Source organism: Sinorhizobium kostiense (genome assembly GCF_017874595.1).
Lineage (GTDB): Bacteria > Pseudomonadota > Alphaproteobacteria > Rhizobiales > Rhizobiaceae > Sinorhizobium > Sinorhizobium kostiense.
Map to the genome: position 1 here is coordinate 250426 of NZ_JAGILA010000007.1, position 19720 is coordinate 270145.

The following is a 19720-nucleotide window of genomic DNA, read 5'->3' on the forward strand; positions in this document are numbered from 1 at the left end:
GGGCGACCGTTACGGCCAGTCTCTGCGGCGCCCAGCGTCCTATCGGACGTACAAGGTCGCGTGGCGCTTTGATTTACACGCCCCTTAAATCGAGTTCGATTTAGGGGCACATGCAATGGGCCTTGAGCGATTTGCGTTTTAACAGGATTAATGCGACGTGATTGGGCGATTTGCCCCGGTCGCAATATGTTGCCGGAAGCGAATCGGCGACGGGCACGAAAAGATGCGCCCGAAGAAGAATACCAAGGAGAACAAGAGCATGGAACGGACTTGCCTGGCTATCATCCTGGCGGCTGGGGAAAGCACGCGGATGAAATCGGCCATGTCGAAGGTGCTGCATCCGGTGGCAGGCAGGCCGATGATCGCGCATGTCGTCGACGCGCTGGCGAGTGCCTCTATTTCGGATGTGGCCCTGGTCGTCGGCCGCGACGCGGACACAGTTGCCGCGGCCGCAAACACCGGCGCTGCCACGGTGACTGCGTTCCTGCAGCAGGAGCGGCTCGGTACGGCGCATGCCGTGCTTGCGGCGCGCGCGGCGATCGAGAAGGGCTATGACGACATCCTGGTCGTCTTCGGCGATACGCCGCTCATCACGGCTGCGCCGCTCAGGACGGCGCGCAAAAGTCTGGCCGAAGGCAATGACGTGGTCGTTATCGGGTTCGAGACGGCGGATCCGACGGGTTATGGGCGCCTGATCGTCGAGAACGGCGAGCTCCTCGCAATCCGCGAGCACAAGGACGCCTCCGAAGAAGAGCGCCGCATCACCTATTGCAATGGTGGGCTGATGGCGATCGACGGGCGCAAAGCGCTCGAATTTCTCGACCGCATCGGCAATGCGAATGCCAAGGGCGAGTATTACCTCACCGATCTCGTGGAGATCGTGCGCTCGCGCGGCGGGCGGACAGTCGCGGTTGAGGCGCCGGAGGAAGAGTTGACCGGCTGCAACACCCGTGCCGAGCTCGCCTACATCGAACGGCTGTGGCAGCAGCGCCGCCGCCATGAGCTGATGCTTGCCGGCGTGTCGATGATTGCCCCGGAGACCGTCTTCCTCGCCTGGGACACCGAACTCGCGCAGGATGTGCTGGTGGAGCCGAACGTCGTCTTCGGCCCCGGCGTGCGCGTCGAAAACGGCGCCGTCATCCACGCCTTCTCGCATGTCGAGGGAGCCCATATTCGCGCTGGGGCAACCGTCGGGCCATTCGCCCGTCTTCGCCCGGGAGCCGATCTCGGGCCGAAAGCGAAGGTCGGCAATTTCTGCGAAGTAAAGAAGGCCGAAATCGGCGCTGGCGCCAAGATAAATCATCTCACCTATATCGGCGATGCCTCTGTCGGGGCCGGATCGAACATCGGTGCCGGAACGATCACCTGCAATTATGACGGCGTGAACAAGCATGTGACACGCATCGGCGAAAACACCTTCATCGGTTCGAACTCGTCGCTTGTGGCGCCGGTTACGATCGGTGACGGCGCGCTCGTCGCTTCCGGCAGCGTGATCACTGAGGACGTGCCGGCGGATGCAGTTGCCTTTGGACGTGCGCGTCAGGAGATAAAGCCCGGCCGCGCGCCCGTTTTGCGGGAGCGCTACGAAGCCGAGAAGGCAGCAAGGAAAAGGGCGAAGGCTGCCGAGTAGGCCCGCGTTAAACATTGATACTGAAAGTGAAATCGCGGCGGATTGCCTCACGCGATAATTTCGATACCAAGGCTTCGAGAGAGCAAGCGCCTTTGAAGGCATGACGGTAGCGGGTTGGCTTCATTCCGATCGCTGACGTGGTCTCATGAGTTGGCGAGACGGGGGCGGGCAGGCGTGCGTTCCCTCGTCTTGCTCGAGTGATCTGTTGCGCCGCGATCGGCGTGGGAAAGAATGCGGAGTTTCATATGTGCGGGATTGTTGGGATCGTGGGAAGCCAGCCGGTTTCGGAGCGTCTCGTCGATGCCTTGAAGCGCCTCGAATACCGGGGTTACGATTCGGCAGGCGTCGCCACGATCAACGGGGGCGAATTGCAGCGTCGGCGAGCTGAAGGCAAGCTCCTCAACCTTGAGGCAAGGCTAAGGGAAGAGCCTTTGGCAGGCACCATCGGCATTGCCCACACGCGCTGGGCAACCCATGGTGCGCCGACGGAGTGCAACGCCCACCCGCATTTCACCGACGGCGTCGCGGTCGTCCACAACGGCATTATCGAGAACTTCGCCGAGCTGAAGGCCGACCTGGCCTCCGCCGGGGCCGAGTTCCAGACGGAAACGGACACCGAGGTCGTCGCGCAGCTTCTCGCAAGCTTCCGTCGCGAGGGCATGGGGCGGCGCGAGGCGATGCACGCGATGCTGAAGCGCGTCAGCGGCGCCTATGCGCTGGCCGTGCTTTTCGAGGACGATCCGTCGACGATCATGGCGGCCCGGAACGGTCCGCCGCTGGCAATCGGCCATGGCGAAGGCGAAATGTTCCTGGGATCGGACGCGATCGCGCTCGCACCCTTCACAAACGAGATCACCTATCTGGTCGACGGTGACTGGGCCGTCATCGGCAGGACCGGCGTCCACATCTTCGACATCGACGGCAACCCGGTCACCCGCCCCAGCCAGATTTCCACGGCGGCCGCCTACATGATCGACAAGGGCAATCACCGCCACTTCATGGAGAAGGAAATCCATGAGCAGCCGGAGGTCATCTCCCATGCGCTGGGTCATTACGTCAACTTCATTGAAAACCGGGCGATCCCGGTCTCCGGCGCGATCGATTTCGCCAAGGTGCCGAGCCTTGCCATCTCCGCCTGCGGCACCGCCTACTTGGCCGGGCTGATCGGCAAATACTGGTTCGAGCGCTATGCGCGCCTGCCGGTCGAAATAGATGTCGCTTCGGAATTCCGCTACCGCGAAATTCCGCTCTCGCCGCAATCGGCAGCGCTTTTCATCTCGCAGTCGGGCGAGACTGCCGACACGCTGGCTTCGCTCCGCTATTGCAAGGAGCACGGCCTGAAGATCGGCGCCGTCGTCAACACGCGCGAATCGACGATCGCGCGCGAATCGGATGCCGTCTTCCCGATCCTCGCGGGGCCTGAGATCGGCGTCGCCTCGACCAAGGCTTTCACCTGCCAGCTCGCCGTCCTCGCCTCCCTTGCGATCGCAGCCGGCAGGGCCCGCGGCACGCTCGGCGAAGAGGAAGAGCAGGCGATGGTGAGGAGCCTCTCCGAGATGCCGCGCCTGATGAGCCGGGTGCTGAACAGCATTCAGCCGAAGATCGAATTCCTCGCGCGCGAGCTCTCGAAGTGTCGGGACGTGCTCTATCTCGGCCGCGGCACCAGCTTCCCGCTGGCAATGGAAGGGGCGCTGAAGCTCAAGGAGATTTCCTACATTCATGCGGAAGGCTATGCCGCCGGTGAACTGAAGCATGGGCCGATTGCTCTCATCGACGAGAACATGCCGGTTATTGTCATCGCCCCGCATGACCGGTTCTTCGACAAGACGGTCTCCAACATGCAGGAAGTCGCGGCCCGCGGCGGAAGGATCATCCTCATCACCGACGAAAAGGGCGCCGCCGCCACGACCCTCGATACCATGCATACGATCGTGCTGCCGAACGTCGACGAGATCGTGGCGCCGGTGATCTTCTCGCTGCCGGTCCAACTTCTCGCCTATCACACGGCGGTCTTCATGGGCACCGACGTCGATCAGCCGCGCAACCTGGCTAAATCGGTGACCGTCGAATGATCGTCCGGCCGGAAAGGGAGGGGGACTTCTCGGCGATCAGCGCCGTCACGACCGCCGCCTTCGCCGGCCACCCGCATAGCGATCAGACGGAGCCGCTGATCATCGAGCGCCTGCGTGCCGCTGGCGCCCTGAGCCACTCCCTCGTCGCTGACGACGCGGGTGAGGTGATCGGCCATATCGCCTTTTCGCCGGTGACGATTACGCCCGCCGCCAACGGTTGGTACGGGCTCGGCCCCGTATCCGTTCGGCCGGACAGGCAAGGACGTGGCGTCGGCAGCGAACTCATTCGCCGCGGCTTTGAAAGGTTGCGGGATGCCGGGGCGGCCGGCTGTGTCGTGGTGGGGGAGCCGGAATTTTACGGCAGGTTCGGTTTCCGCAACGAAGCCGATCTTGTCTTTCCCGGTTGTGCGCCGCAATATTTCATGGCCCTGACCTTGTCGGGCGCAAAGGTTTCGGGCACGGTTGCATACCATCCGGCTTTCGAGACAGGCTGAGGTTTGGTGGCATAGGCATGACGGACGGTTCCAAGGGCGGCATTATCGCATCACGGCTGCGCAACTATTTCCTGACGGGCCTCATCATCTGCGCCCCTGTGGCGATCACGGTGTGGCTGGTCCGCTCCTTCATCGAATGGGCGGACAGTTGGGTGAAGCCCTATCTGCCGAGCTTCTATAATCCGGACAATTACTTGCCGGTGGCGATCCCGGGCTTCGGATTGCTCGTTGCCATTGTCGTCATCACCCTCGTCGGTTTCTTGACCGCTAACCTCGTTGGGCGAACGATCGTCAATTTCGGCGAATCGCTGCTCAACCGAATGCCGCTCGTCCGGACCATCTACAAGTCGTTGAAGCAGATTTTTCAGACAGTGCTGCAGGACCAGTCTTCCTCCTTCAAGAAGGCCGGCCTGATCGAATACCCGAGCCCCGGCCTCTGGTCTCTGGTCTTTATCGCCACCGACGTGAAAGGCGAAATCGCCGCGAAGTTCAAAGAGCGCGGCATGGACATGGTGGCTGTCTTCCTGCCGCCGACGCCGCTCCCGACGGCCGGTTTCCTGCTGTTCGTGCCGCGCGAGAAGATCGTCCCGCTTCAGATGAGCGCCGAGGACGCGGCCAAGCTGTTGATTTCCGGCGGTCTCGTTGCGCCGGACCAAAAGCCGATCGCCAACGCGCCGCCGCGCGCGGTTGCGCACGAAACGGCCTGAGGGGCGGGGCCCGGTCTGCGGTCAAGCGCCCGGTTCCGCGATCGCCTCGCACCTCCACAGACTCCAGTCAATGCCGCGCCAGCGCAGCGGCGAGGGCCGCGATCAGCATCAATCCGGCCGCCGCCAAGGGCAGGATGGGGAACGCGTTCCCCGCGTAAGCAGCGCCAAAGCCGATGGTTCCGGCGAACAGGGCGAGATAGGTGACGCCGCTGTTCAGGCCCATGACCGCGCCGCGTCTGGCCGGATCGAGTGCCGTCAGCCGCATGATGAGCACGTTCAGCCCGAAATGGTTGGCAAGCCCCCAGAAAAAGACGACGGCAAGCATGCCGGGATAGGAGCCGCTCGCAGCGCCCATCAAAAGATAGACGCCACCCACGGTCAGGAATATCACGGGCAGCAGCCTGCCCGCACCGAAACGATCGATCAGGCGGTCGAGGAATACCGCGCCGCCGAAGCCGAGGCCATAGCTGACCGCAATAAGGCCGTTTGCGCTGATCGGCAGGCCGAGTGCGGCATGCAGATGGTCGCCGATATAGGCGTAGACGCCGTAGAACGCGGCCATGAAGGCCGCGCAGGCGACCAGGAGCGGCGCGACGCCGCGCACCCCGAGCGCCGCAAGCGGCGACGTCGCCTTGCCCCTCGTACCCTCCCGAACCGCAGAGAACCGGACGGCCGCGCAGGCGATCAGCGTCGCGGCGGAGACCACGACATAGACCATCCGCCAGCCGGCGAAATCGGCAATTGCCGCCGACAGCGGGACACCAGCCACCATGCTCAGCGTCCAGCCGGTCAGGACCAGGCCGATCGTCTCGCTTTCCCGCCCGGCCGGCGCGATGACTGACGCCAGCGTATAGATCGCGGGAAGTGCGATGCCGGCGGCGATGCCGACGATGAACTGGGCGGCAACCAGAAGCGTCAGCGCCGGCGCGAATGCACTTCCGGCCAAGCCGGCGGCGAGGAGCAACAGCGCCATTCCGAGCATGCGACGCGGGCCATGGCGGTCGATAAGGCGGCCGAGAAAGACGGCGCTCACTGCGGTGCCGATCCCAAAGGCGGCGGAAGCCGTCATCACCGCGGGAACCCGTGTGCCGAGGCTCTCCGCCACTTCCGGCGCAATCGGACCGAGCGCCAGCGAGTTGGAGCCGATGACGCCGACGCAGATGGTGAGCAGGAAGGCGAAGGGCGGAATGCGCGCCCTTTCTGCGGTTAAGGTGGAAATCGATTGATTGATGTTCGTCATTACTTCATATTTGCAGAACAGCATTCTGCGGCAAGTGGAGATTTCGGAATGGATCAAAATACAGATGACGTTCGGCAAAAGCGCACGCCGCAGCGTGACCTCGATGCGATGGACCGAAAACTATTAGGCGTCCTGGTCGAGGACGCGACGACGAGCTACGCCGAACTCGGCGAACGTGTCGGGCTTTCGCCGCCCGCTGCGCACGAGCGCGTAAAGCGCCTCAGGCGTTCGGGCGCAATCCGCCGTGTGGCGGCGCTGATCGATCCCGAAGCTCTCGGCAAGACGCTGCTCGCCTTCGTCCATGTCGACACGACGGGCTGGGGCAAGACCACGGCGCTGCTTGCGATCGAGGAGTATCCAGAAGTCGAGGAAATCCACTCGGTCGCAGGCGATACTTGCATGCTGCTCAAGGTCCGGACCGAAAGCACCCATGCGCTCGAGGGGCTCCTGGCGCGCCTCTACGACACGCCCGGCGTGAAGGCGACGCGCAGCTATGTCGTGCTTTCGACATATCTCGAACGACCGGTTCAGCCGGGTACGACGAGCGAATGGCCAGCGGTGGTGAAGCGACAGGAGTGAATAGGCGGTATCCCTTCAGCAAGAAGCGGAAAGTGTTCCCCCCGTCCCTCATGGTCCTTCGACGGACAGAATCCCCCATGTTACCGGGGCGTTTTTGGCCGGAGATCGGATTCTCTCGCGCCTTCATCGAGAATCTGCGGTAGAATACAGAGCCTTGCACGCCGGAGAGACAGAGGCGAAAGAGCCATGGACGTCGGTGCCTGGCTTCAGGAGTTGGGCCTTGAGCGGTACGAACGTTCGTTCCGCGAGAATGAGATTGATGCCCGGAGCCTGCCGCACCTCACCGCTGAAGACCTGAAAGAGCTGGGCGTAACGCTTGTTGGCCATCGGCGGCTACTGCTCGACGCGATAGCTGCTCTGGGTAAGGCACAGCCAGTCACCGCAGCGCCCGAGCGAACCGACACCCAAGAACAACAGCCAGCGCGCTCACCCAAGGGCGAAGCCGAGCGCCGCCAGTTGACCGTCTTGTTTTGTGATCTGGTCGGCTCGACGGCGCTGGCTGCGCGCTTGGACCCCGAGGACATGGGGGCGATCATTCGCGCCTATCACAGCCGCTCCACCGACGTCATTCGGAGTTGGGGAGGACACGTCGCAAAGTACATGGGTGACGGTATATTGTCATACTTCGGCTTTCCACAGGCACATGAAGACGATGTCGAGCGAGCGATCCGGGCAGGGCTTGCACTCATCCACTCGGTCGCCGGTCTGAGAACCCCTTTCGATGAGCCTGTTGGCGCGCGGGTAGGAATTTCGACAGGTCTGGTCGTCGTCGGCGAACTGATCGGCGAGGGCGCTGCGCAAGAGGAGAGCGTCGTGGGGGAAACGCCAAATCTCGCCGCCCGCCTTCAGGCGCTAGCGCAGCCGAACGCTGTCGTGATCGGCCCGACGACTCATCAACTCGCTAGCGGCTTCTTCGAGTACGCCGATCTCGGCAGCCACGAGTTGCAGGGCTTCTCCGGGCCGATACGGGCCTGGCAGGTGATTGGGACGACCAGGACCGAAAGCCGCTTTGAAGCGGCGCACGAGGCTGGGCTGACGCCCTTTGTCGGGCGCGAGCAGGAAATCTCGCTGCTGATGGACCGGTGGCGTTACGCCACCGAAGGCGAGGGTCAGGTAGTGCTGATTTCGGCGGACGCCGGCATGGGCAAGTCGCGAATAACCCAAACGCTGCGAGAACACCTCGCCGGAGAGCAACACACGCGCTTGCGATATCAGTGTTCACCCCACCACCGAAACAGCACGCTCTATCCCATTATCGACCAGCTCGAACGGGCCGCTGGGATTGAGCCCCAAGACGCGACTGACTCGACGCTCGACAAGCTCGAAACCGTGCTCGCCCAATCCGCCACCAACGTCGCGGGGGTCGTGCCGCTGCTTGCTGCCTTGCTTTCGGTGCCATCGGGGACACGCTATCCGCCGGTTGATTTGAGCACACCGCGGCAGAAGGAGCGCCTGTTGGAGGTCCTGGTGGACCAAGTCGCGGGCTTGGCCGCGCATCGGCCGGTCCTCTTTATTTTCGAGGACGCGCACTGGATCGATCCAACTTCACTCGAGCTCCTGGACCAGATCGTCGACCGCGTGCAGAAGCTCCGAGTTCTGGTGGTGGTTACGTTCCGGCCAGAATTCGCTCCGCCCTGAACCCGCTATCCGCACGTGACGTTTCACTCGCTCAACCGCCTGACGCGCAAGCAAGTCGATACGATGGTGGAGAGCATTGCCGGAGGCAGGTCCCTGCCGGCGGAGGTGCTCGACCAGATCGCAATCAAGACTGACGGCGTGCCGCTGTTCATCGAAGAGCTCACGAAGACGATCCTAGAATCGGATCTCCTCGTTGCGCGAAACGGCAGCCTTGTCCTGCGCGGTCCGCTGCCGCCTTTCGCAATTCCGAGCACCTTGCAGGATTCGCTGATGGCCCGGCTGGATCGGCTTGCGCCTGTAAAGGAGGTTGCGCAGATTGGTGCCGTCATCGGCCGCGAATTTTCACATCAGCTTCTCGCTGCCGTGTCGCCCCTGCCGCAATCCGAGCTCGAGGACTCTCTCGATCAATTGTTGAAGTCGGAGCTGGTCTTCCGGCGTGGTATCCCGCCCCACGCGACCTACGTTTTCAAGCACGCGCTGGTTCAAGACGCCGCATATGCCACCCTGCTCCGGAGCAGAAAACAACAGCTACATGCGCGTGTCGCTCAGGTGCTGCGGGAGCACTTCCCGGCGCAGGCCGAGGCAGAACCTGAGGTTCTTGCTGCTCACTACACGAAGGCAGGACTGACCGACGAGGCCATTGCCTACTGGCTATTGGCTGGACGGTGGGCAACGGAACGCTCGGCTAATGTGGAAGCGATTAGTCATCTGACCGCGGGGCTCGAGCTCCTGGAAGGCCAGCCGGCTTCGCCAGAACGAGCCAAACGAGAGCTCATGCTTCAGATCAGTCTCGCGGTCCCGCTGACCGCGGCGAAAGGCTATGCAGCTCCGGAAACAGCCCGGGCCTACACGAGAGCGCGAGAGCTTTGTGGCGCTTTGGGCGATACGTCACAGCTCTTTCCCGCGATGTACGGCGAATGGGTGTATCACATGGTGAAGGCGCATCAGCGGAAGGCGCGGCGCGTCGCACAAGAGTTTCTGCGCGTCGCCGAACAGCATCGGGCTCCCGATGGCATCGTTGTGGCGCATCGCTCGCTGGGGCTGACGCTTCTCAACCTTGGACAGCTCTCGGCGGCCCGGGAGCAGATGGTGCAGGTTGTTGCGCTTTATGATCCGGAGGCGCACCGCTCGCTGGCGTTTCGCTATGGGCAGGATCCGCGGGCCGTGGGGCTGTCGTTCCTGGCCTGGATTGAATGGCTTCTGGGCTACCCTGATGTCGCGCTGAAACATAGTCAGGAGGCGATCGCTCTCGCGCGCGATCTCGCCCACGCCACGACCACGGCATACGCTCTGAGTGTGGCGCCTTACGTGCATCACTTCTGTGGAGACCTTGCGGGAACCCACAAGGCGGCTAAGGCCGCAGTTGTCTTCTGTGAAGAGGAGCGCAACCCATTCTGGCTGGCCATGGCCCGGGTGATTTGGGGATGGGTGCTGGCCGAAGAAGGGGAGGTAGAACGGGGTCTGGCCGAGCTCCGTTCGGGACTCGACGGGTGGCGCGAGACCGATTCTGCATGGCTGTTGCCATGTTACCATGCGTTGTTTGCCCAAGTGCTTGTCAAGGCAGACCGGTCCGAGCAAGCTCTCGAAGCGCTCGATCAAGCGTTGGCGACAATGAGAGAAACCGGCGAACGTCTCTACGAATCGGAGCTCCATAGACTCAGGGGCGAGCTTCTCCTGCGGCTTTCTCCCCAACAGAATGGGGGTCGCGCCGAGATGGAGTACCTCAAAGCCTTGGAAATCGCCCGCAATCAGGCAGCGGCGTCGCTCGAGCTTCGAGCCGGCACCTCGCTCGCCCGCCTGTGGCGCGACCAAGATAAGTGCTCCGAGGCCCGCGATCTGCTCGCGGCGGTCTATCGCCGGTTCACCGAGGGATTCGGCACAGAGGACCTTGCCAGGGCCAAGGCGCTCCTCCATGCGCTACACTGACCGGGGTGCCGCGGGTCGAGAGGCCGTACCTTGGCGCCGCCGGCGCTGGAAACGTAGGCCGTCAGCCCCATGGCTTCGCCAGGGGGCGCCAGCTTGTCGCGCATCTGCGGCCGTCTTGCGGCGCCCGACCTGCTTCATTCGCGCGAACTTCGTCCGGGCTTCAAAGAGCTCCCCATGGTATAGTTTGGGCGTCGCATGAACCACGGGAGGGGTGAGTGCGTAATGTTCTCTCGGCCGTTGCTATCGAAACGTTGCTCCTGACGTCTGCGGCCGCGACCGAGCCCGTGGTCTTTCACAGGGCGCACTTTCCCGACGACACGGTCGTCAGCCTCAGCCTCGTCGGAAACCAGAGCGCGGCAAGAGTGAAGTATGACGTCGATGTGCTCATCTCGCTCTCGCTGTCGAGCGCCAACGGGGGCGTGTCTTACAGCGATCCCGGCACGCACAAGGCGTCGGTACGATGCAGTTCACCGGCGATCGTCTCCGTGAGCGGCGTCGACTACCCGATACCCGCCTCCGATGCAGGCGGAAGCGATTGGAAGGACGATCTCTGGAAGGCAGTGTGCACGCCTCCGACTTCGTAGCCGTGACTAAACCGGCGTTTTTCTTCGCCACTAACGAGCGATTTCAGTCCAGCATGGCAAGGCAGGGGGATGGAAGGACGCGACATAATGCATCGGCCCGAAAATCAAAAAGAGTTCCAGCGCCGCGCGTCAGACGCGCGGCGCTGGAAAGGCTTTACTTGACCTCGGTAACGGTCAGCTTGCCGTTGACGCGCTCGGCGACGAACTCGATGTTCGCGCCTTCCTTCAGCTTCTCGAGGAGGGCGTCGTCCTGGACGCGGAACACCATCGTCATTGCGGGCATGTCGAGGCTCTTCAGTTCCTCGTGGATCAACGTGACCTTCTTGGCCTTGGCGTCGATCTTCTTCACGGTGGCCTTGGTGAATTCGGCGGCGAGAGCGCCGTAGGCGGTCCCGGCAGCGAGGGCAGAGGCGAGGGTGAGTTTGATCAGCGTTTTCATGTTGTCTCCTTTCCTGTGACTATTTCTTGGCAACGGTGATGTCGCCGTGCATGCCCGCGTCGTAATGGCCGGGGACCAGGCAGGCGATCTTGAACGTGCCGTCATTGGTGAACTTCCAGATGATCTCGCCGGACTCTCCAGTGGCCAGGCGGATCGCATTCGGATCGTCGTGCTCCATCTCCGGGAACTTCTCCATCACCGCCTTGTGCTCCATGATCTTGTCTTCCTGATCGAGCACGAACTCGTGGTCGAGTTCGCCGGCGTTCTTGATCGCGAAGACGATGGTCTGGCCCTTGCGGACCTTGAACGTCGACGGAGTGAAGATCATCTTGCCGTCGTCCGTCTCCTTCATGGTTACGCGGATCGTCTGGGTGGCATTGGCTTTCTTGCCGGGCTCGCCGACGGCCATGGCCTCGCCGTGGCCGCCTGCGTGATTGCCGCCAGCGAGCGCGGGTGTAGCGAGCGCGGTCACGAGAAGTCCGAAGATTTGAGCTTTCATGGTGTGGTCCCTTGGTTTGTTGAACATCGGCATGCGCAATTAGCCGTGGTTTGAATGCTTCGGCGTGATCTGGGTTTTTGCATCCTTGGACTTGGTCCAGTCGGGAAGCTCGCCGGTCCACTCCCAGGCCTGGGTGCCGGGCGGGTTTTCGTACCAGCCGGGATCGGAGTAATCGCCCGCCGAGATGCCTTCGCGCACCTTGACCACCGAGAACATGCCGCCCATCTCGATCGGCCCATGCGGACCCCAGCCGGTCATCATCGGGATGGTGTTTTCGGGGATTTCCATCTCCATCTCGCCCATGTCGGCCATGCCCTTGGTGCCCATCGGCATGTATTCCGGCTGGAGCTTCTTGATCTTCTCGGCGACCTTCGCCTTATCGACGCCGATGAAGGTCGGGATGTCGTGCCCCATCGCGTTCATGGTGTGATGCGACTTGTGGCAATGGATCGCCCAATCACCCTCGTACTTCGCGTCGAACTCATAGGCCCGCATCGCCCCGACCGGGATGTCGATGCTGACCTCCGGCCAGCGCGCCTCCGGCCGGACCCAACCGCCATCGGTGCAGGTGACCTCGAAGTCGTAGCCGTGCATGTGGATCGGGTGGTTGGTCATGGTGAGGTTGCCGACCCGGACGCGCACCCTGTCGTTCTTCGAGACGACGAGCGGGCTGATATCGGGAAATATGCGGCTGTTCCAGCACCACATGTTGAAATCGGTCATCTCCATGACCTTCGGAACGTAGGAGCCCGGATCGATGTCATAGGCGTTGAGCAGGAAGACGAAGTCGCGGTCGACCGGCATGAACTTCGGGTCCTTGGGATGGACGACGAAGAAGCCCATCATCCCCATAGCCATCTGCACCATTTCGTCGGAATGCGGGTGGTACATGAACGTGCCGGACTTCACGAGGTCGAACTCGTAGACGAAGGTCTTGCCGACCGGTATGTGCGGCTGCGTCAGGCCGCCGACCCCATCCATTCCGGAGGGCAGGATCATGCCGTGCCAGTGGATCGTCGTATGCTCCGGCAGCTTGTTGGTGACGAAGATGCGCACCCGGTCGCCTTCGACCGCCTCGATGGTCGGGCCCGGCGACTGACCGTTGTAGCCCCAGAGATAGGCGGTCATGCCCTCGGCCATCTCGCGCTCGACCGGTTCGGCGACGAGGTGGAACTCCTTGATGCCGTTGTTCATGCGGTAGGGGAGCGTCCAACCATTGAGGGTGACGACGGGATTGTAGTCCGGACCGGAAGTCGGCTTGACCGGAGGCTGGGTCTCCGCCGTCTCCATCGCGGCCGCTTCCGGCAGCCCCATGTTCGAGGTCTTCGCCCAGGCCGCGGTCGACACCAGTGCCGCACTCGCGCCGAGTAACTGTCTTCTGTTGAACATTGCCTGTTCCTTTCTCAATGACCGCCACCGCCGCTTTCGGCAGCCGCCGCGACTTCCGTTTCGGCGGCAGCTGCGCCCGCGCCGCCGCCATATATCGCGGGAACGAGGTTCGCCTCGGCCAGCCAGAAGTCGCGCTTGGCATCGACTGCAAGCAGGATCGAATTGACCTTGTCGCGGCTGTCGGCGAGCAGTTCGAAGGTGTTGGTGATCATTGCGTTGTAGGTGAGGAGGGACTCCTCCTCGATCTTGGTTCGCAGCGGCACGACGTTGTTTCTGTAGTGCCGGGCGATGTCGTAGTTGGCGCGGTAGGCTTGATAGGCCGAGCGGGCCTCGGAGCGGACATTGACCGCCTTCTCTGCGAGCAGGTTCGCCGACCGCATATAGGCGAGTTCCGCCTTACGCATCCTTGCCTTGCCGCTGTCGAAGATCGGGATGACGAATTCGACCTCGCCTTGCCCCGTTGTTTCGCTCTTGATATCGCCGTCCTCGAGTTCCCTCTCGGTCTCGAAACCGGTCAGGAGTTCGAGATCCGTCACGTAGCGGGTCGCCTCGGTCAGCTTGTAGGATTTGGCAGTCGCTTCGAGGTCGAGCTTCGCCATCTGGAGGTCGACGCGCCGCTGCAGCGTTTCCGCCTCGATCAGGTCACGCTTCATCAAGCCCTTCGGCAGCTGGGGCAGTCGGTTCGGAACCTGGTAGTCGATGTCCGAGCCCCAGAGGCCCATCAGCCGCGTCAGTTCCTCCTTGGCGAGCCGGGCCTCTAGTCGCGCCTTCGCCGTCTGTCCGGCAAGCTCGGCGTAAAAGACGTGCTCGCGCGCCTGGGCCCCTTGGGTCATCGCTCCGCTCTCGCCGAGTTTCTGGGCAAGCTCGGAGGCCGCATCGGCCGCAGCCTGAGCCCGGTTGAGGTGGCCGACGGTTTCCCAGGCGGCGACGGCATTTATCCAGGCGCGACGCGTGTCGGCGGCGAGTTGCAGGGTGCGCAGTGCCGCGTTCAACTGTGCCTGCCGGAAACGGGTATCGGCGATAGCGATGTCCCGTTCGCGCGTCGCCAGCGCTAGGATGTTGGAGGCGATCATGCCTTCGACGGACTTGAAGGCTTCCAGACCCGGCGTACCGATACCCGTCAGCCCGACGGAGACGGTCGGGTTGACGAGCATCGTCGACTGCCAGGCGTCGGCAGCCGAATCGCCGAGGTCCGCATAGGCGGCCTGTAGCCCCTTGTTGTTGAGAAGTGCGACCTGCACGGCGGTTTCGACGTCGATGGTTTTCTTCGCCATCAGCGTCTTCACGCGGTCGGAGACCACGCGAGCCTGCTGCTGGTTCTGTATCCAGACCGTCTGCTTGCCCGTGGCCGCAGCCGTCTTCGCCTCGACGGAGGAGAAGCCAGCGTTCTTCGCCGCATATTCAGCGGCCGAGACGCAACCGCCGAGGACCAGGAGAAGAGCGAGCGTGACGGCAAGTCTGATCCTGCTGTCCGTCATGACGCGTCTCCTTCCGGAGCCTGCGCGTCATTCTGGTTTCGCCACGGCTTGGGAGCGACCGGGACGCGGTGGGTATAGCCCGAGACCGGACTCGTATATCGGAGAGGGCGGACCTCAGCCCCGGAGGCGGCGAGGTCGCTAGAAACAATGACATCGGGAGGCAATGTGGTAGCGCATCCGCTGGCAAATAGCGGCAGTGCGGCCACGATAAACAAAGGTCTCATGGTGACATCCGAATAGGAATTGCAGCGGCGCTTGCGAGCAAAGCACGCTCACGAACGCACGAATTCGACCCGCAGGGACGGGTATGTCCTACTCAGATATTCGGGGGACGGTGGAGCGGCGGGAGTTCGCCCCGGATCTGGGCGTCATTGGCGAATTCGCGGATGGATGTGACACGCGGGCCGCCGACCGGCTCGGCACTGGTGATGATGGCCATGCTGATGCAGAAGCCCTTGCAGCAGTCGGTCTTCACCAACTTCTGGGCTTCGGGGGAGGATTGGTGGTGATCGCCGTGCGCGTGATCGCCCCCGGCGATCTCATGGTGATCGCTGGCCTGAGACAGATCGGCCCACGCACCATGCATGGCGGCAGAGGCGGTCGGCAGGGAGTATCCCGCCAGTGATACAATAATCACCAAGCGGATCAGAATCAGCAGCTTCTGCAATGCGATTCGAAACATACCCATGCCGCGCAGGACTAGCACCGGTCCCGAAGTTGTCAATTGTCAGTCGTATAGATACGCGATTCGCGCCTATTATATGGCGCCGCAATGCCCGGAATCGCCGTTCGATCCAATGGCGAATATGTTGTACTGGTTCCAGGCATGGCAAGGTCAAGCGAAGAAATCACCGGGGGCAGAAAGCGGCATCATCCTTCTCCTCTCTTGTTTCTCAATACGCGCAGAGTTCGATGACGAGCGTGACTGCCTACATGAGCCTTTTCCTGGTCGCATTCGGCGCGGCCACCCTGCTGCCTTTCCAGTCCGAGCCCCTGCTTGTGGGGTTGCTCGCGTCAGGAAAATTCTCGACGCTCTGGCTTCTCATCGTCGCCAGCACCGGCAACGTGCTGGGCTCGGTCAGCAATTGGGTGCTTGGAGGCTTCATCGACCGGTTTCACGATCGCCCATGGTTCCCGGTGAAGGAGTCGTCGCTGAAGAAGGCGGGCGGATGGTACCGTCGCTATGGTCGCTGGTCTCTGCTCCTCTCATGGATGCCCATCTTCGGTGACGCGCTCACTGTGCTTGCGGGCGTGTTGCGGGAGCCATGGTGGTCTTTCCTGCTGCTGGTCACTGTTGCAAAGGCGGGGCGCTATCTTGTCCTCGCCGCGGCGACGCGCGGCACGCTTTCGGCATTCGGCATCTGATTGGCTATGGTGCCCGCACAGCGCCATTCAGCCGGAGCTATCCAGCCTCGCTTTAATCGAGTTCATCTGCTCGATTTCCTCGCGCTGCCCTTCAGAGATTTGTCTGCAAAGATTGACCAGTTCCTCGTCCATGAGCTTCGCTTCGCGGCACATCAGGATTGCTCCTGAATGGTGCGGGATCATCGAGGCGATGAACTGATCGTCGTCGATCCCGGCCTGCATGCGGGTTCCCGCGAACGCCACGACAAAGAGGCCAGCCAGGCCGAGATAAAGGAAGATGTTCAATCCTTTGCTCTTGTACATCCTCCCCATGGTCGCCAGCATTATGATGCCCATCGGAGCGACCATCGTCAGCGCCATGTAGAGCGTGTTGAGGTTATTACGGAAATCGGCCCAACCGTCGATCATCGAGAACATCGCGAGGTACATGACGAGGAGGCTGAGTACCAGATTGAGGGCGAACATCAGGTAATGGTGCCGTGTCGTGTCATGGTTCTGCATCGATTGCTTGCCGTGCTCTCTCATGACGATCCTCCGCTCTACAGGATGCCGAAAGTCGGTACGAGCCTTAGAAACCAGCGGTCCGGTTGTTCGTTCCATCAAAAGCAGTCCTGGATTGCGCTCATGCAACCCAGCCTCTGATGTCACCATGATCACTTGGCGTGCTCCTTCACCCAGGTGGTCATCTCTTCAATTTCCTTCTTCTGCGCCTCCCAAGGCGTGCTGCCAATGCTCGCGAAGGACGAAGAACGCGGCGATCAAAGCGAGTGAGGCGGCGAACAGCCCATCTGAGATCCAAGCTCATATCCGAACACTCCTCAACCTCAGCGAATTGCCGATCACGCTGACCGACGAAAGCGCCATGGCGGCGGCTGCGATAATCGGCGACAGCAGCAGCCCGAAGGCTGGGTACAGCACGCCAGCCGCGACCGGGACGCCAGCCGCGTTGTAGACGAAGGCGAAGAACAGGTTCTGGCGGATGTTCCGCATCGTGGCGTGGCTGAGCTGCCGGGCCCGCACTATGCCCTGAAGATCGCCCTTGAGCAGGGTGACGCCGGCACTCTCGATTGCCACATCCGTGCCCGTTCCCATCGCGATGCCGACGTCAGCGGCGGCAAGAGCCGGGGCATCGTTGACGCCGTCTCCCGCCATGGCGACGATGCGACCCTCATGTCTCAGACGCCGGACGATCTCGCTCTTGTGCTCCGGCAGGATTTCCGCCTCGACCTCGGTGATGCCAAGCTTGCGGGCAACGGCATTGGCGGTGGTCCTGTTGTCCCCGGTGAGCATCACCACGCGCACGCCGTCCTTGATCAACATCGCGACGGCGGCGGGCGTCGTCCCCTTTATCGGGTCCGAGATTGCGAACAACCCGCCGAGACGACCGTGGATCGCCGCAAAGATGACGGTAGCTCCTTCACCGCGCAGTTCTTCGGCCTTCTGCGAGAGGGCGGAGACGTCCACCCCCTCCTCGGACATGATCCGGTGGCTGCCGATGATGAGCCTGCGGCCATCGACTTCACCGGTCACGCCCTTGCCGACCGGGCTGTCGAAGTTCTCTGCCGTTCCGAGCGCTACGCCGCGTTCAGTGGCGGCTTCGACGATGGCTGTCGCCAGCGGATGTTCGCTCGACCGCTCCAGCGTGGCGGCGAGTCGCAGGAGTTCGTTCTCCGAGACGTCGTCCACCGTGACAAGCGTGGTGACCTTCGGCTTGCCCTCGGTCAGGGTTCCCGTTTTGTCGACGACCAGCGTATCGACCTTCTCGAAGCGTTCCAGCGCTTCGGCGTTCTTGATCAACACACCGACGCGTGCTCCCTGTCCAACGCCCACCATGATCGACATCGGAGTGGCGAGGCCGAGCGCACAGGGGCAGGCGATGATCAGCACCGCTACCGCAGCGACCAGCCCGTGGGCGAAGCGCGGCTCCGGGCCGACCGCCAGCCAGGTCGAAAAGGCGACGATGGCGATCAGGATCACCGCCGGGACGAACCAGCCGGACACCTCGTCGGCGAGGCGCTGGATCGGGGCGCGAGAGCGCTGGGCCTCGGCGACCATACGGACGATCCGGGACAGCATCGTGTCGCGGCCGACCTTGCCCGCTTCCATCACGAAACCGCCTGTCCGGTTCATCGTGCCACCGATCAGCTTCGCGCCAACTTCCTTGGTGACCGGCATCGACTCTCCGGTGATCATCGATTCATCGACCGAACTGCGGCCCTCCACGAGAGTACCGTCGACCGGGACCTTCTCACCCGGACGGACGCGCAGCCGGTCACCGACGATGACCGCTTCGAGCGCCACGTCCTCGTCGCTGCCATCGCTGCGAATGCGGCGGGCCGTCTTCGGCGCAAGGTCGAGGAGGGCGCGGATCGCGCCGCCCGTCTGCTCGCGCGCCTGCAGTTCGAGAACCTGTCCGAGGAGCACCAGGACGGTGATGACGGCCGCCGCCTCGAAGTAGATCGCGACAGGCCCCTCGGCGGACCGGAACGTTGCCGGAAACAGATCGGGAGCGACCGTTGCGACCACGCTGTAGACCCAGGCGACGCCCGTGCCCATCGCAATCAGGGTGAACATGTTCAGATGCCGCGTGAGGATCGACCGCCAGGCGCGCTCGAAGAACGGAGCGCCCGCCCAAAGAACGACGGGGGTCGCGAAGACAAGCTGGAGCCAGTTCGACGTTTGGGCATCGATCAGCATATGCAAGTTGGTGAGGTGACCGCCCATTTCGAGCGCCAGCACAGGCAATGTCAGCACCAGTCCGACCCAGAACCTCCGCCGCATGTCGACGAGTTCCGGGCTCGGACCTGTTTCCGCGGTGATGACTTCTGGTTCGAGGGCCATGCCGCAGATCGGGCAGTTTCCGGGGCCGATCTGCCGCACCTGCGGGTGCATCGGACAGGTGTAGATCACGCCTTCCTGCTGCTCGGCCTGATTGCCTGTGTCGCGGGCCGAGGTCGCATGTTGGCTTGCATGATGGTGGTGCTCGTGACCTTCGGGTCGGTGGTGGTGCTTGTGCTCGTCCATTGGAATTTCTCCCTGATGGTACTCTCCGGAGACAAAGCCGGCGCCGGCACCTGCGTGCCAATTTGGCGCGTCGCGGCCGGGCCGCCAATTCTCCGTTATGCGTAGGCGACGAAAGACATCATTCCCGCTACCATGTGATTGAGATGGTGGCAGTGCTCGTCGAGCTTCCTTTCATCGGCGGTTCGCACGATCAGCGGTGCGGCAAGCAGGTTCTGTTCCTGCAGCGTATGCGCGTGCATCCAGTGCGTACCGCCGGAACCGACGGGAAATTTGTAGCGCCGGGTCTCTGCTGCCTTCAGAAGCGCGGCCGGATTGTCCGGCACTCCGTCCATGTGCCACAGGGGAGTGAGCCCGTGCCAGTGGATGAGTGTCGCTTCTCCGCTATCGTTTGACAGGGTGACGTCGAAAGGGCTGTCCGCGTCGAGGGTCAGGCCGACGGATCCATCTGATTGGACGAGCCCGAAGACGTCGGCGGCTTTGCCGTTTACATCGAGCACGCGTTTCGCAATCGAAAGCGAGTGGGTAGCCCCACCTGAAGTTGCTGCCCTGCTGTTCTCTGCCCAGGCAGAAGTGGGGTTCATTGCGGCATCCGATGCGGCGACGACGCCGGACATCAGTCCGCCCAGGAATTCACGACGTTTCATTTGTTTGACCTC

At 62.6% G+C, this 19720-nt stretch carries 19 protein-coding genes and 1 pseudogene; 9 read left to right on the forward strand and 11 right to left on the reverse strand.

The features are described from left to right. Positions 1–259 precede the first annotated feature (259 nt). The 4 genes from glmU to J2Z31_RS22805 all read left to right on the forward strand — a co-directional run bounded on the left by glmU (position 260) and on the right by J2Z31_RS22805 (position 4903). Positions 260–1630 (forward strand): bifunctional UDP-N-acetylglucosamine diphosphorylase/glucosamine-1-phosphate N-acetyltransferase GlmU, encoded by a 1371-nt coding sequence (gene glmU / locus J2Z31_RS22790; protein WP_209604906.1) that lies wholly within the window; start codon positions 260–262, stop codon positions 1628–1630. 245 nt (positions 1631–1875) lie between these two features. Then, positions 1876–3702, forward strand: coding sequence for a glutamine--fructose-6-phosphate transaminase (isomerizing) (gene glmS / locus J2Z31_RS22795; protein ID WP_209604908.1), 1827 nt, complete (start codon positions 1876–1878; stop codon positions 3700–3702). Continuing rightward, complete coding sequence (locus tag J2Z31_RS22800; RefSeq protein WP_209604910.1) at positions 3699–4196, forward strand: GNAT family N-acetyltransferase; 498 nt, start codon at positions 3699–3701, stop codon at positions 4194–4196. Before glmS ends, J2Z31_RS22800 begins: the two co-directional genes overlap by 4 nt. Before the next feature lie 17 nt (positions 4197–4213). Further along, the gene (locus J2Z31_RS22805; protein ID WP_209604912.1) at positions 4214–4903 is read left to right on the forward strand and encodes a DUF502 domain-containing protein; all 690 of its coding nucleotides are present in this window, start codon (positions 4214–4216) and stop codon (positions 4901–4903) included. A gap of 67 nt (positions 4904–4970) precedes the next feature. Here J2Z31_RS22805 and J2Z31_RS22810 read toward each other — a convergent pair whose 3' ends face one another. After that, positions 4971–6143 carry an MFS transporter gene (locus tag J2Z31_RS22810; protein WP_209604914.1) on the reverse strand — a complete coding sequence of 391 codons (1173 nt, stop codon included), beginning with the start codon at positions 6141–6143 and terminating at the stop codon, positions 4971–4973. Positions 6144–6191: 48 nt separating this feature from the next. Between J2Z31_RS22810 and J2Z31_RS22815 the strand changes: the two genes are divergently transcribed. The 4 genes from J2Z31_RS22815 (at position 6192) to J2Z31_RS22825 (ending at position 10870) form a co-directional block, all read left to right on the forward strand. Next, entirely contained in the window at positions 6192–6722 is a 531-nt protein-coding gene (locus J2Z31_RS22815; protein ID WP_209604916.1) for an Lrp/AsnC family transcriptional regulator, read from the forward strand. Positions 6723–6908: 186 nt separating this feature from the next. Continuing rightward, a complete protein-coding gene (locus J2Z31_RS29410) occupies positions 6909–8360 on the forward strand; it encodes an AAA family ATPase (protein ID WP_234939595.1) in 1452 nt (483 codons plus the stop codon). Positions 8361–8423: 63 nt separating this feature from the next. Next, on the forward strand, positions 8424–10286 hold the full coding sequence (locus J2Z31_RS29415; RefSeq protein WP_234939596.1) for an ATP-binding protein: 1863 nt from the start codon (positions 8424–8426) through the stop codon (positions 10284–10286). A 215-nt stretch (positions 10287–10501) separates the two neighbouring features. Next, complete coding sequence (locus tag J2Z31_RS22825) at positions 10502–10870, forward strand: hypothetical protein (RefSeq protein ID WP_209604918.1); 369 nt, start codon at positions 10502–10504, stop codon at positions 10868–10870. A 154-nt stretch (positions 10871–11024) separates the two neighbouring features. Here the strand turns inward: J2Z31_RS22825 and J2Z31_RS22830 are convergent, their stop codons facing one another. The 6 genes from J2Z31_RS22830 to J2Z31_RS22850 all read right to left on the reverse strand — a co-directional run bounded on the left by J2Z31_RS22830 (position 11025) and on the right by J2Z31_RS22850 (position 15363). Then, positions 11025–11309 (reverse strand): copper-binding protein, encoded by a 285-nt coding sequence (locus tag J2Z31_RS22830; protein ID WP_209604920.1) that lies wholly within the window; start codon positions 11307–11309, stop codon positions 11025–11027. 19 nt (positions 11310–11328) lie between these two features. Then, complete coding sequence (locus tag J2Z31_RS22835) at positions 11329–11808, reverse strand: cupredoxin domain-containing protein (RefSeq protein WP_209604922.1); 480 nt, start codon at positions 11806–11808, stop codon at positions 11329–11331. Between the two features lie 39 nt (positions 11809–11847). Next, a complete protein-coding gene (locus J2Z31_RS22840; protein ID WP_209604924.1) occupies positions 11848–13197 on the reverse strand; it encodes a multicopper oxidase family protein in 1350 nt (449 codons plus the stop codon). 14 nt (positions 13198–13211) lie between these two features. Next, positions 13212–14675, reverse strand: a complete 1464-nt coding sequence (locus J2Z31_RS22845; protein WP_209604927.1) for a TolC family protein — start codon at positions 14673–14675, stop codon at positions 13212–13214. After that, positions 14672–14899, reverse strand: coding sequence for a hypothetical protein (locus tag J2Z31_RS29420; RefSeq protein ID WP_234939597.1), 228 nt, complete (start codon positions 14897–14899; stop codon positions 14672–14674). Before J2Z31_RS29420 ends, J2Z31_RS22845 begins: the two co-directional genes overlap by 4 nt. A gap of 92 nt (positions 14900–14991) precedes the next feature. Beyond that, a complete protein-coding gene (locus J2Z31_RS22850; RefSeq protein WP_209605176.1) occupies positions 14992–15363 on the reverse strand; it encodes a hypothetical protein in 372 nt (123 codons plus the stop codon). Positions 15364–15587: 224 nt separating this feature from the next. Here J2Z31_RS22850 and J2Z31_RS22855 point away from each other — a divergent pair, with 224 nt between their 5' ends. Then, positions 15588–16040: a YqaA family protein gene (locus J2Z31_RS22855; protein WP_209604929.1), complete on the forward strand. Its 453-nt coding sequence runs from the start codon at positions 15588–15590 to the stop codon at positions 16038–16040. Between the two features lie 27 nt (positions 16041–16067). Here the strand turns inward: J2Z31_RS22855 and J2Z31_RS22860 are convergent, their stop codons facing one another. From J2Z31_RS22860 to J2Z31_RS22875, 4 genes and pseudogenes are all read right to left on the reverse strand, one after another. Further along, positions 16068–16565 (reverse strand): DUF305 domain-containing protein, encoded by a 498-nt coding sequence (locus J2Z31_RS22860; RefSeq protein ID WP_209605178.1) that lies wholly within the window; start codon positions 16563–16565, stop codon positions 16068–16070. Positions 16566–16730: 165 nt separating this feature from the next. After that, the gene (locus J2Z31_RS29850) at positions 16731–16802 is read right to left on the reverse strand and encodes a DUF2933 domain-containing protein (protein ID WP_328243633.1); all 72 of its coding nucleotides are present in this window, start codon (positions 16800–16802) and stop codon (positions 16731–16733) included. 39 nt (positions 16803–16841) lie between these two features. Continuing rightward, entirely contained in the window at positions 16842–19064 is a 2223-nt protein-coding gene (locus J2Z31_RS22870) for a copper-transporting P-type ATPase (protein ID WP_209604931.1), read from the reverse strand. A 155-nt stretch (positions 19065–19219) separates the two neighbouring features. After that, a pseudogene (locus tag J2Z31_RS22875) lies at positions 19220–19708 on the reverse strand (multicopper oxidase domain-containing protein); the annotation flags it as partial. Between the last annotated feature and the right edge of the window lie 12 nt (positions 19709–19720).